Origin of the sequence: Phaeovibrio sulfidiphilus (assembly GCF_014861485.1) — a bacterium.
GTDB classification, from domain to species: Bacteria; Pseudomonadota; Alphaproteobacteria; order Rhodospirillales; family Rhodospirillaceae; genus Phaeovibrio; species Phaeovibrio sulfidiphilus.
In genome coordinates, this window is record NZ_JACZHT010000001.1 from 504243 (window position 1) to 517525 (window position 13283).

Consider the following 13283-nt stretch of genomic DNA (forward strand, 5'->3'; position numbering starts at 1 on the left):
CATCAGTTTTCCTTTATGGCGTCTTCAACGGCCTTCTCGAGCCGGGCCTGGGGAACGGACGTCAGACCGGCGAGGCGCGAGACGATCCCCGTCGCGACGTCGGCCGCCACCGAGCGGATGTTCGAGAGGGCCTGCTCGCGCAGCGTGTTGATCCGGGCCTCACCCTCGCGGATCTGATTCGCAAGACGGCTGTTGACCTCGGAGGTGCGGCGCTCGGCCTCCTGCGCGGACTTCTCGGACACCGACCGGATCGAAGCCTGGGCGGCAGTGCGGGCCTCCACCAGAGCGGCTTCGTAGACCGCGATGGCCGATTCCGTCTGGGCCTGCAAACGCTCGGCCTGCTCCAGATCGTCGTCGATCATCTTCTGGCGCTTCTCCATGATGTCCGCAAGACGCGGAATGGCAAAGCGGGAGACGACCACAAACAGGACGACAAGGCAGACCAGCAGCCAGAAAAGCTGGGACGGAAAAGAGGCGATATCTTCAAATTGAGGCATCGGTACGGAACTCCCGGGCGCTCACGCGGTGTACGCGGCACTCTGGCCGTCGCCCGATAGGGAAAGGGAACGCGCGACCGGAAACGGCTTTCCGGGCCTCGCCCGGAAAACGCGTGACATCCGCCCACAGGGCGGACGCGTTCGGGCTTCGAGGCGCGGAGGCTCTTCCTCTGGCCGGAAACCACGCTCCCCGGGGGGAGCAGCTTCCGGCCGAAAGGAAAGACTCTGCGATGAAGCGTTCCAGCTTATCCGAAAAGGACGATCAGGGCGACAACCAGAGCAAACAGGGCGATAGCTTCCGTCACCGCAAAGCCGATCCAGCCGTAAAGCTCGACCGAGGACTTCGCAGCCGGGTTGCGGCCGACCGTGGCAATCAGGCTGGCCCAGATGTTGCCGACACCGATACCGGCGCCGATCATTCCGATAGCGGCCAGGCCGGCACCGATAGCTTTCAAATCCATGGCTTCCATAAGACTTCCCTTTCAACGTTGGTAAAGGCAGGTTTTCAACGGGCGTGCACTCCGCGAGGGGCTAGTGCATGTTGATCGCGTCGTTGAGGTAGATGCAGGTCAGAATGGTGAACACGTAGGCCTGCAAGGCGGCGATAAAGAACTCCAGGACCGTGATGCCAGCGACCATCGAGAACGCGGCAAACGCGCCCAGATAGCCCAGGCCCCACGACGCGGCTCCGAGCGCCCCGAGGGACACCACGAACCCGGCCAGAACCTTCAGCATGATGTGACCGACCGTCATGTTGGCAAACAGTCGCACCGCAAGGCTGAACGGACGGGAGAGGTAGGAGATCAGCTCGATCGGAATCAGGATGGGAGCCGTCGCGATGGGGGCGCCCTTGGGGAAGAACATCCGCAGGTACCCGGCACCGTGGCGGGCAAAACCGATCACCGTCACAACGGCGAACACGGTCAGGGCCAGCGCTCCGGTCACCACGATGTGGCTCGTGTAGGTGAACGAGTAGGGCACCATCCCGATGAAGTTGCCCAGGAACACGAAAACGAACAGCGTGAAGACGTAGGGGAAGTAGCGCATCCCCTCCTTGCCCACGTTGTCACGGATCATGTTGGCAATGAACTCGTACAGGATCTCGGCGCAGCTCTGGAGCCGACCGGGCACAACCGTGCGCCGCGCGGTGGCGATCCAGAAGAACAGCAGGGCGACGAAGACGCCGATCACCATCATAAGGGCGGAGTTGGTCAGCGAAATATCGATATTTTCGCTCAACTTCAGGGGTACAAGTTCCTGAATTCTGAATTGCTCAACCGGACTGGCCACGGCTCTTGTCCCTCTCTTTCGCTTCCTTGCGGGCGATGGCAGCGCCCAAACCAACCGAGTCGTCGAGACCCTTCACCACGCGATAGGCGTTCATGACGCCGGCCGCGCCTCCCAGAAGGAGGCAGAGAACCATGGCAAAGGGCGCACTTCCCATCCACTTGTCCAGACCGTATCCGAGCGCGCCGCCCACCGCGATGGTCGTCACCATTTCGACACTGATCCGCATCCCGAGACCGAGCCCGGATGGCCTTCCCGGTCCTTCGTCTTCGTCCTGAGTCTCCGCCGGTTCACCATTGGGCGGCAGGCCGCGCAAGGCTCTCAGACGGGCTTTGATCTCTTCGGGTCCCGGTGTCTGGTCCGTGTCTGGCACTGGATCTGCTCCTAGGGTGGCCGGATAAGAGGACCCGGGCCGACAAAAAGAGCCCGGAGAGACCGAATAAAAATCCCGCGCAAAATACGGAGCCCGCTTCCGGGTGTCAAGTGATGCGAACCCGCGGGAAAGCGTTTCTTTGCGTCCGGTTTGCCTATTCGGGCTCCTCGCCAAAGCGAAGCAGGCAGCCGTCCGGGTCCATGACATGGAACTCGCGCACGCCCCAGGGCATGGGGCCCAGGGCCCGAAAGCGGGTGGGGAGCTCAGTCGCAAAGACCCGCTCCCAGTAGGCGTCGATGCCCTCCACCGAGATGTAGACCGCGAGTCGGGTGCGGGTCAGGCGCTCCTCGTCGGGCGACTCGGCGCGGGTGAAGTGGATGGAATGGCCGTCGAAGGCAACCACGCCGTAGGACGAGTCCTCCATGACGAACACCTCCTCGAAGCCCAGGTAGTGGACATAGAAGGCCACGGAAACCTCGACGTCACGGACGGCAAGAATCGGGCTGACGGAGACCACGGAAGAACGGCGGGGCACGGTCTGGATACTCCGGGCAGAGGACGGTTCGGGCAGGAAACGGCTCGGGCGATGCGCCACGGGGTGATCATGGGAGAAAAACGCCCCGCGCGCCAGGGTTTTACAGAGGCCCGGGCCTTACAGCGGCCAGGGATCGTCCGGGGCCACCACCGGGACAGCTCCCGCCCCGGCCCCCAGGGGGTAGACGGCCTCCTGCGTATAATGGGCGCCGCCGCGGGTCAGGACGCTGGAATAAAGCGAGAAGCTCTCCGCCCGGAAGCGGACACTGGCCGCGAGATTGCGGGATTCGACAAAGTCCCTCAACCGGATCTCGTCGGGGTTCTTCAGGCGCGCCAGGGTGATGTGGGGCGTGTAGCGGCGCTTCTCCAGCTCCAGCCCCTGGGAGCGCAGAGCCGTGTCGATGCTGGCCTTCAGGCCCCGGAGCGCCCCGGAAAGCTCAACGCCGGCCCACAGGATCCGGGCCCGGTGGTCCTTTCCGAACACCCCCAGATCCCTCACCGAAACCTCGAACGGAGCCGCCCGGACCCGGGACAGGGCCGCATGGATGCCGTCGGCCACATCCTCGTCCACCTCTCCGATAAACCGTAACGTCAGGTGCAGGGCGTCGCCGTCCATCCAGGTCGCCCCCGGCAGAACAGCCGACAGATCCTCCAGGTGGTCACGAACGGCCTCCGGAAGGGCAATCGCCGTAAAAAGGCGGATCATGACGGACCTCCTCGAGGAAACAGACGATGGGGCGCCCCGGGATGCGGGGCAAGCGAGGCAGGCGACCGGAACCGGAGGCCCGGAAACACTCTGCCGGGGCCGGGCGACCGGAACCCGGCAGCGGGAGCCGGGCAAGCGGGGCACGCAACCGGAACCAGAGACCCGGAAACAGATCGGATCACGGCGCCGGCAGGCACCGGCGGACGAACACCAGAACCGGCGAGGCCCAGCTTGGTCCTGTGACCCGGTCCGGTCAACCCCGCTCATGCGCCGAAGCCCGCGCCGCCCCAGGCTTCCCGCGCCGCGCCATGCTTCCCGGGCCGCCCCATGCGTCCCGGAGCAACCCCATGCTCCCGGTCCGCCCCATGCCGCCGTGGCACCCCGCGCGCATACTTCCCGGGGCAGCACCTGACATTCCCGACGTCGCACCACCACGCTTTCCCCTATATCGCCTGAGCCCGCCCCCTGTGTCGCGTGGCCGCCCCTTTCTGTGGCCCGTGCGCCCCCGTCTCCTGCTGCCTCACCGATCCCACTTCACGTCCCCTCACCCCCTCGCCCCGCCTTACCGAGCACCCTCTCACGCCATCCCACGCCGATGCTGCGAGGGCACCCCCGCCCCATGCGTCCCCGGCTGCCCCGCCCACACCTTTTCTATAATGCACTCAGCGGACGTCTTTATCAGGAAACCCGGAGGCGGCCCGCCCCACATGAGGGGCACAAAGGGCTGCCTCCGCCGCCCCCCGGGCCCCACGCCACGCCCCCAGGCATCGGCCCGGCCACCGGGTCCGCGGGCCCCAAGCGCGCCGCCACGCTCCACACCTGCACTCAGCGACCCGCCCGCTTGCACCGCCCCCCGGCCCCCAGGCATCGGCCCCGGCCACCGGCTCCGCGGACCCCACGCGCGCCGCCACGCTCCACACCTGCACTCAACGCCCCGCCCGCTTGCACCGCCCCCCCGGCCCCGGCCCCCCGGGCCGGTCCCCGCTCCGGACAGGCCACCCGGCTCCCGGGCCGACGTGCACCCCCAGACGGACCCGGCACCCCCCGCATCCGCCCCCAGCCCCCCGGTCCACACCCCGATCCGGCCGGCGCCGCACCCGAGTCCCGCGTCGTTTTCGCTTGCCTTTCGGGCACAGCTGTGCGCTCTATCGCCCCTTGTGACACCCCGGGCGCCAGGACCTCCGGGGCTTTCCCTGCTGGCGCGCTGCCTTGACCGCTTTGTTGAACAAGCCGGAGATATGCCCATGAATGCGCCGATTCGCACCGCCCCTGCGGCTCCCCTGTGCGGGATCATCATGGGGAGCCAGTCGGACTGGCCTGTGATGCGCCACGCCTGGGACATCCTCCAGGCCCTGAACGTCCCCGCAGAAAAGTGCATCGTCTCGGCTCACCGGACGCCGCAGAGGCTGTACGACTACGCCACCACCGCCCGCGAGCGCGGCCTGCACGTGATCATCGCGGGCGCCGGCGGGGCCGCCCACCTGCCCGGGATGGTGTCCTCCATGACCACGCTCCCGGTTCTCGGGGTTCCGGTGGAGTCCCGGGCGCTGTCCGGGCTCGACTCGCTGCTGTCCATCGTGCAGATGCCCGCGGGCGTGCCGGTCGGCACCCTTGCCATCGGCAAGGCGGGCGCCGTGAACGCCGGACTTCTTGCGGCCTCCATTCTGGTTCCCCACGTGGAGGGGCTGGACGCCCGTCTCGCCGCCTGGCGCGAGGCCCAGACCCGCGCCGTGGCCATGGAGCCGGAGGATCTGGAGTGAAGCGGGCCGGAGGATCGGACATGACAAACGCGGACCTGTGCGGCGGACAGACGGTGCTCGGCATCATCGGCGGAGGCCAGCTGGGCCGCATGACCGCCCTCGCCGCCGCGCGCCTGGGCGTGCGCACCCACATCTTCACACCGGAGACGGACAGCCCCGCCTCCCAGGTGGCGGAAAAGACCATCGTCGCCGCCTATGATGACACCGCCGCCCTGAAGGACTTTGCCTCGGGCGTGGACGTGATCACCCTGGAGTTCGAGAACATCCCGGCTCCGACCATGGAGTTCCTGTCCGGGCTTCGGACCGTGCGCCCCAACGCCCGCGCGCTGGAGCTGTCCCAGGACCGCCGCCACGAGAAGGACTACTTCCGCTCCCTGGGCGTGGCGACCCCCCGCTGGCTGCCCATCCTGAACGCGGGCGAGCTGGTGCAGGCCATGGAGTTCCTGAACGGCCCCGCCATTCTGAAAACCGCCCGCTTCGGCTACGACGGCAAGGGCCAGGCCCGGGTCCGCCCGGACAGCGACCTGGAGGCCGCCTGGAACTCCCTGGGCGGTGTCCCCTGCGTCCTGGAGGAGTTCGTCCCCTTTGAAAGCGAGATCTCCGTCGTGGTGGCCCGCAAGGCCAACGGCGAGACCGCCGCCTTCAACCCGGCCATGAACGTGCACCGGGACGGCATCTTGCGGACCTCGACCTTCCCGGCTCCGGAAATGGACGTGGCCCTGATCGAGCAGGCCCAGGACATCACCCGGACCATCGCCGGAGCCATGGACCTGGTCGGCCTTCTGGCGGTGGAGTTCTTCAAGACCGCGGACGGCCGCCTGCTGGCCAACGAGATGGCCCCCCGGCCCCACAACTCGGCCCACTGGACCATGGACGCCTGCCATACGGACCAGTTCGAGCAGTTTGTCCGGGCGGTTCTCGACCTGCCGCTGGGGGATCCGTCGGCCTACCGCCACATGCGCATGACAAACCTGATCGGCGACGACATCAACGCCGTTCCCGGCTACCTGGCCAATCCGCAGGCCCGCATCCACCTGTACGGCAAGACCGAGTGCCGTCCGGGCCGGAAGATGGGGCATGTGAACGAGCCCCTGCCCCGAACCCTGGCGGAATGACGCCGGAACGCCGCGCCCTTGCCGACGCCCGGGACCGCCTGGGCCGGGACATGCTGGCGTGGTACGACCGCAACGGACGGGATCTGCCCTGGCGCGTGAAGGGCGGACCCCACCCGGACCCCTACCGGGTCTGGCTGTCCGAGGTCATGCTCCAGCAGACCACCGTCGCGGCCGTCCGGGACTATTACCGCACCTTCCTGACCCTCTGGCCCACCGTGACCGACCTGGCCAGCGCCTCGCTGGACGAGGTTCTGGCCCGCTGGGCGGGTCTGGGCTACTACGCCCGGGCCCGGAACCTCCACGCCTGCGCCCGGCACGTCGCCTTCGAGCGCGCCGGCGCGTTCCCCGAGACCGAGGCCGAGTTGCGCACCCTTCCCGGAATCGGCGCCTATACGGCGGCGGCCATCGCCTCCATCGGCTTCGGACACCGGGCCGTGGTGGTGGACGGCAACGTGGAGCGGATCATGGCCCGGATGTTTGCCGAGACCCGGCCCCGTCCGGGAGTGCGCAAAACCCTGGGAGACTATGCCGCCGCCCTCACGCCGGACGGGCGCCCGGGCGACTACGCCCAGGCCCTGATGGACCTGGGGTCTCTGGTCTGTACCCCGCGCTCGCCCCGCTGCGCCGAGTGCCCCTGGACACACGACTGCCTGGGGAAAAAGGCCGGGATCGCGGCAGACCTGCCCGCGAAGGCGCCGAAAGTGGACAAGCCCGTGCGCCGGGGAGTGGCCTTCGTGCTGGAGCGTGACGATGGCCGGATCCTGCTCCGGCGCCGGCCCGAGTCCGGCCTTCTGGGCGCCATGATGGAGGTGCCGTCCACAGACTGGCGCTCCGATGCCTGGGACACTGCCGAGGCCCTGCCCCACGCCCCGACCCTGGCCGCGTGGACCCCGGTGCCCGGCTGCGTGCGCCACACCTTCAGCCATTTCCATCTGGAACTGTCCGTCCTTCGGGCCCGGACCGCCAGTGGCACCAATGTGGAGGGCACCTGGGCCGATCCGGCCCGGCTGGACGACCACGCCCTGCCCGCCGTGATGCTCAAGGTTCTGACGCTGGCCTTTGGACCCGCAGGCACGGCCTCGGGCGGCGACGCAGGCTCGGACTTGGGCTCGAGCTCGAGCTCGGACTCGGCCACGGAAGCCGGATCCCGGGCCCGGGCGGGAACACACTAGAGGGACGCGGCTCCCCGGGCCGTGAGGCCTGGAGCGGGGCAGGGGCGAAGTGCCGACCCCACCGACATTTTTTCAAGAAACAAACACCCGTCTGCCATGATTAGGCCATGAAGTCCTGCTCTAATAAGACTGTCAGACACGTGGAGAAAGCCTCATACAGCTTCCGTTTCCCTCCCGGAAGAGAGCGCCTTCTTCAAGACGGGGTCTCCCCTTTTTCTATGGCCGAAAAGGGGAGACAAAACCAAGACGCGGATTTTCCCTCCGCAAGACCGTCGATGCCCGGGGATCTCTAGCCCGTCCTCGGCACATCGGCACACATAAGCCTCCCGTATCGCTCCGGATCCGGGAGGTTTGTTGTTTCTGGACCCCTGACATACCCCATTTCCGCCCCGCCGCACGGCCCGCCGATCCGGGTGCCCGCTGGACTGAGGGCGCCCCTCTCCCGGGCTCACCGACGACGACACGGAAAAATCAACGTCCCACTCACCGGAACTGCCGGACGGAGGGGCCGCGCGCGGGCGCACCCTGCCGCACCGAAGCACTGGGCGCGAACGCCACCCCAGGCTCGCGGCACGCCCCAACAGGTCACAAACCCGATCGGGGTACCCGCTGGAGTGAGGGCGCCCCTCTCCCGGGTTCACCGACGACGACACGGCAAAACCAACGTCTCACTCCCCGGAACTGCCGGACGGAGGGGCCGCGCGCGGGCGCACCCTGCCGCGCCGCAGGGCCGGGCGGGAACGCCACCGCAGACCCGGGCCCATCCCCGGCCCCCAGCCGGAACGCGCAGGGTCAGCCGTCAGCCAGCCCAGCGCCCCCTGGCCCCACACCGCCGGGTCAGCCGTCCCCCCGCCCGCCAGCCCAGCGCCCCGGATCCCGGGGCGCGTCGTGCCGGGCCGTTACGGCCGGGTCCGCTCGTAGGTGGTTTCCACGTTGTAGGCCCTCGCCAGATCCCGGGCCGAGTTGGACAGGGTGAGCCCCAGCGTGTCCAGGTCCATGGCTCCGTCCCCCGCGTCCGCACTGAAGCGGAACCGGGCCGGAGACTGAAGGAAACTCCGCGCCGCGCCCGCCAGCTGGGTTCCACGCTGCTCGCCCAGCACCAGGACAGCGGACTGCCCGATATCCCCGCCGGGCTCGAAGCGCGCGATCAGCTCGGGCCGGGTGGTCTTCCCCAGCCCCAGGGCAAAGTCGATGAGCGAGGCCGTCGAGGGGCCCGCATCCAGCTCCACCAGCGCGCCCCGGATTTTCACCGAGTTGATGAAACGCTCCTGGTGCTCGGCCAGATCCGACAGGGTGCCCCGGTCCACGTTGGACAGGTCCAGGCGCCCCCGGAACACCCCCAGGGGGCCCAGGTCCGCGGTCATGGGACCGAACAGGAACAGGCGCCGGTCCTCGTCCAGGGCATGGCGCCACTCCAGGCTGATGGGCAGGGCCGTCAGGCGGTTGGCCTTGAGGTAGCGCCCGATGTCGCCCTCGCGCACCGAGTCGGGCAGAAGCGCCCAGGGCAGCACCAGGCCCTGGACCCCGAGGGTCATGCGGACCGGAAAGTTGCTGCTGCTGTCCAGATCGACCATGAAGAAGCGCCCGATCTCCAGGGGCCGCGCGTCAAGCCGGGCCCGGATGCCGTCCACAGACAGGGCGCTCAGTCCGAAAAAGTCCACATCCAGCCGGGCCTGCCGGTAGATGTTGCCGCCGGTGCGCTGGAACCAGTCGAGCGCCCGGCCCGGCTCCAGCCCGGACAGGGAGAGCTGCCGCACCGCCAGGTCCGCATTCCCCCGGACCGCCGAGAACCCGTCGGCCTGGAGCGTCCCGATCTGCCCCTGCCGGATGGCATCGATCTCCAGACGGTCCAGAGCCACGCGCACGTCCCGCGCGGCGTCGGCGTCCGGGGAAGCAGCGGGTGCAGCGGCGGACGGGCGCGGAGGCTTCGGCTCCGCGGGGGACAGGTCCGCCTGAAGGGACTCGAGGACAATCGTCCCTACATCCAGCGTTCGGAACACCGGACCGGACAGCGCGGCCGGGCGGTTGCGCGCCAGATCCATCAGGGGCGGAACCCGGAGCCCGTCGACCTCCAGCCGGTCCAGGGACAGGGACGCCCGGGCACCCCCGGACGCGGTCTTCCCGCCCGAAGCCCCGGCGGCCTGCCCGCCTGAAACCGATGCGGCCTGCCCGCCTGAAACCGATGCGGCCTGCCCGCCTGACACGGTCGCACTCAGCCCCCGGAGCTCGATATCGATGGCGTCCAGGGACCGGCCGCGGAACCGGGGCATTCCCGCGCGGATCCGGTCAACCTGCACGTCCAGCCCCTTTTGGGGATCGCGCAGGTGCACATCCTCCAAAGAGGCGGACAGGCTGAACGGGTGAAGGGAAAAGGCCCCGTAATCGAGCCGGGATCCCGGAGACAGCGCCCGCGTCACCGAGGCAAAGACGCTGTCGAGCTTCTTCCGGACCAGACGCTCAGCAACAAGGGAGCCACCGATCGCGAGCGTGCCTGCAAGACAGAGAAGAACAAGCAGTCCGATCAGCAGTTTTTTTGAACGCATCGATGGCTCCCCTCCCGACGTCAGCGGGAATAGCTGGTGGTGATGCTATAAAGCGTCGTGAGCCCCGACTTATCAAGCCCTCCGAAGAGCCGGGCCAGGGACGGGGGCTCGCCCTTTGCCTGAACCTTCAGCACCAGACGCCCCGGATGCTCCAGGAACGCGGTGATGTTGTCGCCCGCCCGGGTGGCCTCGGCGGGCTCCAGAAACTCGCCCAGAACCGGGCGGAGGCCCTGATCCACCAGCGCGCCGTACATCCCCGGAGCCGGAGGCCCGCCAATCAGCCGGTTGGCCAGCCACTGGGGCGTGCCCCGGTCACCGGTCAGCGCAAGGGACAGGTCCGCAAGCCGGAAGCCCCGCAGAATGTCGGGAAGACCGACAATTTTCTGGGAAGGCGACAGGGTGGAGACCAGGGACAGGGACAGCTCGGCCGATCCGATGTCCTTCAGGTCCACCCGCAGAGGATCCACGTGGACCTGCGCCCCATCCTCGGGGGCCCGCATGGCGAATTTGCCGCTGGCCTCCAGGGACGAACGGTCCTGGTTCTCGAGGAAGAAAGCGAACGGCGTGTCCTCGAGGCTTTCGGCCGGGAACACCCCCTTGTCCATCTCGAAAGAGAAGCCGAGCAGCGCACCGCCGCTGGACAGCTGCACATCGCCCAGGGACAGGCGTCCGACGGTGGTGCCGTCCAGATCGCCCCCAAAGCGAAGGCCGTCCAGGACCACGCTGCTCACCCCGAACAGGGATGTGAACTCCATATTCCTGGAATCGAACCGCGCCAGATCGCTGCGCAGGCGCCCCAGGTCCACGGTCCCCAGGGCCATGGTGTCCGCGGCGAAGACCAGCGGGCTGTCCGGCTGGGGGCCCTCCCGAACCGTCATACCCCGGATGTCCAGGGGGCCGAACAGATCCTTGTTGAGCCGCGCAAGGCTCAGGGAGGCGATCGAAAAGAACTGGTCGGAGGCCGGGTCCGCCACCACGAGGCCGGACAGGCTCAGGCCCTCGATGGACACGGGCTCAAGGGCGCGGAAGGGGTCGTCGATCGCGCCGGCGTTCTCGACAAAGGCCAGGACGTCGGGCCCGACGGAAAACGCCTTCATGTCAATCGAGACCACGTGGGCCCCGTCGAAGGTCGGATCTCCGAGCGTGATACCCTTTGCATAGAACCCGCTGACGCGCCCCTCCGAGAATCCGGCAAAACCGGCCTCCTCCATGATCACGGGCGGCCCGTCCGGCGCGAGCGGGACGATCGTCACGTTTTTGATGTCCGCCTTGCCGATGACCGCGGTCCGCCAGTACTCGGGATCCCGGACCCCGGGGTCTTTTCCCTCGGCGGTGGCGAGGGTGCCGAACGGATCAACGCCGTCCACGCACATGCTGCCGATCCTCATCATCTCGAGCGCGGGAACGGCGTCGGCGCCCTCCCCGTCGAGATAGCGGACAAGGCGCCCGTCCTCCATGCAGAACGTCAGGAGCCCCCCCTCCAGGAGGCCGGTGCTGACGGTGGCCTTGCGGGCCTCGAGGCCGTACTCGGACTCCCGGTCCCGATAGTGCAGCGCCGTGAAGGCGAAATCCGAACCGTTGCGGTCCAGGGTGCCCCAGGTCAGCTCCACACCGGGTGGAAGATTTTTGAGCGACTCCAGGAACGCGCTTTCCACCGTTTTCTCAAACAGGCGGCTGGCAAGGACAAGACCGGTCGCCACAACGATCACGAGCACCAGCACAATCAGGCCGGTTTTTACCAGTTTTCGGGACATGGGAACTCCTTGGGTGTTTCCGGGCAGAGCCGAAAGTATCGCCCGGAGGGTGTTTCAATACCGGGACCGGAGGTATGGTCCTTAAGGTTGTCCCGTCCTGTCAAGGGCAACCTCCTTTCCGACGTCATACCTTTGACGGGCGTCGCAGTTTCCGGTACACCTGAAGACATGAAGAACACACATGTCGAATCCCTCCTGCCGCAGAATGTCCACGCAACCTCCATTGGAAAGAACGGGGTTGCGGTGCTTTTTCTCGGCCCGTCCGGATCGGGCAAGTCGGACCTGGCCCTTCGGCTGATGGACCGGGGCTGGGGCCTCATTTCGGATGACCGCACGGATCTGGTCCGACACGAGAACCGGCTTCTGGCCCGCGCCCCCGGCGTGCTTGCCGGCCTGATGGAGGTCCGGGGCCTGGGGGTGGTGAACGTTCCGTACCTGAACTCGGACACGCCCGTCTGCATGGCCGTGGAGTTGGTCCCCCTGGACCGGGTGGAGCGCCTTCCCGAACCGCAGGAGACCGTGGTCTTCGGGATCCCCCTTCCCCTGTTCCGCCTGTACGCCTTCGAGGCCAGCGCGCCCCTGAAAGTGGAGAAGGCCCTGGGCCTGGTCCTGAAAGGGGACAGCCGACCGTGAGCACCCGACCGGCCGACCTGACGGACGCGGACACGCCCCGGACGCTCACCGGACGGCCGATCGTGCTTGTGACAGGACTGTCGGGGGCGGGCCGATCGTCGGCGCTCCACGCCCTCGAGGACATGGGCTACGAGGCCATCGACAACCTGCCGCTGGAGTTCCTGGACCCCCTTGTGGAGCACAGCCAGGACAACCCCCGCCCGCTGGCGGTGGGCATCGACTGCCGGACCCGGAATTTCGACCCGGCCGCCCTGATTGCCCGACTCGACTCCCTGGAGGCCACCCCGGGGATCAACGCCCGGATGATCTACATCGAGGCGGATGACGAGGCCATCATCAAGCGCTACGCCGAGACCCGGCGCCGCCACCCCCTCTCCCGGGGCGCGCCCCTTGCCGAGTGCATCGCCCTGGAGCGGCGCCTTCTGCGCCCCCTGCGGGACCGGGCGTTCCTGAGCTTCGATACCACCCGGACCAACCTGGGCCGGCTCAAGACCACCCTGGAAGCGGATTTTTCCCTCAAGGCACCGGGGCTCCGGGACATGCAGGTGCTGATCATCTCGTTCGGCTTCCGCAACGGCCTGCCCCGGGACGCGGACCTGGTGCTGGACGTGCGCTTCCTGCGCAACCCCCACTACGAGCCGGACCTGCGCCCCCTCACGGGCGAGAACAGCGCGGTTGGCGCCTACATCCAGGAAGACCCCGCCTGGGAACCGTTCATGGACAAGGGCCTGGCCCTTCTGGACTTCCTCCTGCCCCGCTACCGGGACGAGGGCAAGTCCAGCCTGACCATTGCCATCGGATGTACCGGAGGGCAGCACCGTTCCGTGCACACGGCGCTCCAGCTTGCGGCAAGGCTGAAAAATCCACAGACAAATGTTATGGTTTATCACCGGGATATCCGGCGCTAGG

13 protein-coding genes are annotated in these 13283 nt (G+C 67.8%); 5 read left to right on the forward strand and 8 right to left on the reverse strand.

Translation table 11 applies throughout. The features are described from left to right. Positions 1-2: 2 nt before the first annotated feature. The 6 genes from IHV25_RS02110 to thpR all read right to left on the reverse strand — a co-directional run bounded on the left by IHV25_RS02110 (position 3) and on the right by thpR (position 3397). Complete coding sequence (locus IHV25_RS02110) at positions 3-497, reverse strand: F0F1 ATP synthase subunit B family protein (protein ID WP_192533308.1); 495 nt, start codon at positions 495-497, stop codon at positions 3-5. A gap of 245 nt (positions 498-742) precedes the next feature. Continuing rightward, the gene (locus IHV25_RS02115; protein WP_192533309.1) at positions 743-967 is read right to left on the reverse strand and encodes an ATP synthase subunit C family protein; all 225 of its coding nucleotides are present in this window, start codon (positions 965-967) and stop codon (positions 743-745) included. A 61-nt stretch (positions 968-1028) separates the two neighbouring features. Beyond that, a complete protein-coding gene (locus IHV25_RS02120) occupies positions 1029-1787 on the reverse strand; it encodes a F0F1 ATP synthase subunit A (RefSeq protein ID WP_192533310.1) in 759 nt (252 codons plus the stop codon). After that, positions 1771-2157: an AtpZ/AtpI family protein gene (locus tag IHV25_RS02125; RefSeq protein ID WP_420825408.1), complete on the reverse strand. Its 387-nt coding sequence runs from the start codon at positions 2155-2157 to the stop codon at positions 1771-1773. The genes IHV25_RS02120 and IHV25_RS02125 overlap by 17 nt, the downstream gene beginning before the upstream one ends. A gap of 154 nt (positions 2158-2311) precedes the next feature. Then, complete coding sequence (locus IHV25_RS02130) at positions 2312-2692, reverse strand: glyoxalase superfamily protein (protein ID WP_192533312.1); 381 nt, start codon at positions 2690-2692, stop codon at positions 2312-2314. 117 nt (positions 2693-2809) lie between these two features. After that, positions 2810-3397, reverse strand: a complete 588-nt coding sequence (gene thpR / locus IHV25_RS02135) for an RNA 2',3'-cyclic phosphodiesterase (protein WP_192533313.1) — start codon at positions 3395-3397, stop codon at positions 2810-2812. 1244 nt (positions 3398-4641) lie between these two features. On the opposite strand from thpR, the gene purE reads away from it, so the two are divergent. Genes purE through mutY form a run of 3 tightly spaced genes read left to right on the forward strand, consistent with a single transcriptional unit; the run spans position 4642 to position 7444 of the window. After that, positions 4642-5157 carry a 5-(carboxyamino)imidazole ribonucleotide mutase gene (gene purE, locus IHV25_RS02140; RefSeq protein ID WP_192533314.1) on the forward strand — a complete coding sequence of 172 codons (516 nt, stop codon included), beginning with the start codon at positions 4642-4644 and terminating at the stop codon, positions 5155-5157. A gap of 20 nt (positions 5158-5177) precedes the next feature. Then, a complete protein-coding gene (locus tag IHV25_RS02145; protein WP_192533315.1) occupies positions 5178-6272 on the forward strand; it encodes a 5-(carboxyamino)imidazole ribonucleotide synthase in 1095 nt (364 codons plus the stop codon). After that, entirely contained in the window at positions 6269-7444 is a 1176-nt protein-coding gene (gene mutY, locus IHV25_RS02150; RefSeq protein ID WP_192533316.1) for an A/G-specific adenine glycosylase, read from the forward strand. The genes IHV25_RS02145 and mutY overlap by 4 nt, the downstream gene beginning before the upstream one ends. 899 nt (positions 7445-8343) lie before the next feature. Here the strand turns inward: mutY and IHV25_RS02155 are convergent. Continuing rightward, the gene (locus tag IHV25_RS02155; protein ID WP_192533606.1) at positions 8344-9987 is read right to left on the reverse strand and encodes a hypothetical protein; all 1644 of its coding nucleotides are present in this window, start codon (positions 9985-9987) and stop codon (positions 8344-8346) included. Positions 9988-10007: 20 nt separating this feature from the next. Further along, a complete protein-coding gene (locus tag IHV25_RS02160; RefSeq protein ID WP_192533317.1) occupies positions 10008-11741 on the reverse strand; it encodes a hypothetical protein in 1734 nt (577 codons plus the stop codon). Positions 11742-11909: 168 nt separating this feature from the next. On the opposite strand from IHV25_RS02160, the gene IHV25_RS02165 reads away from it, so the two are divergent. Together IHV25_RS02165 and rapZ are read left to right on the forward strand one after the other, a co-directional pair. Beyond that, a complete protein-coding gene (locus IHV25_RS02165; protein ID WP_192533318.1) occupies positions 11910-12374 on the forward strand; it encodes an HPr kinase/phosphorylase in 465 nt (154 codons plus the stop codon). Then, positions 12371-13282 carry an RNase adapter RapZ gene (gene rapZ, locus IHV25_RS02170; RefSeq protein ID WP_338048569.1) on the forward strand — a complete coding sequence of 304 codons (912 nt, stop codon included), beginning with the start codon at positions 12371-12373 and terminating at the stop codon, positions 13280-13282. Before IHV25_RS02165 ends, rapZ begins: the two co-directional genes overlap by 4 nt. The last annotated feature ends 1 nt before the right edge of the window (position 13283 follow it).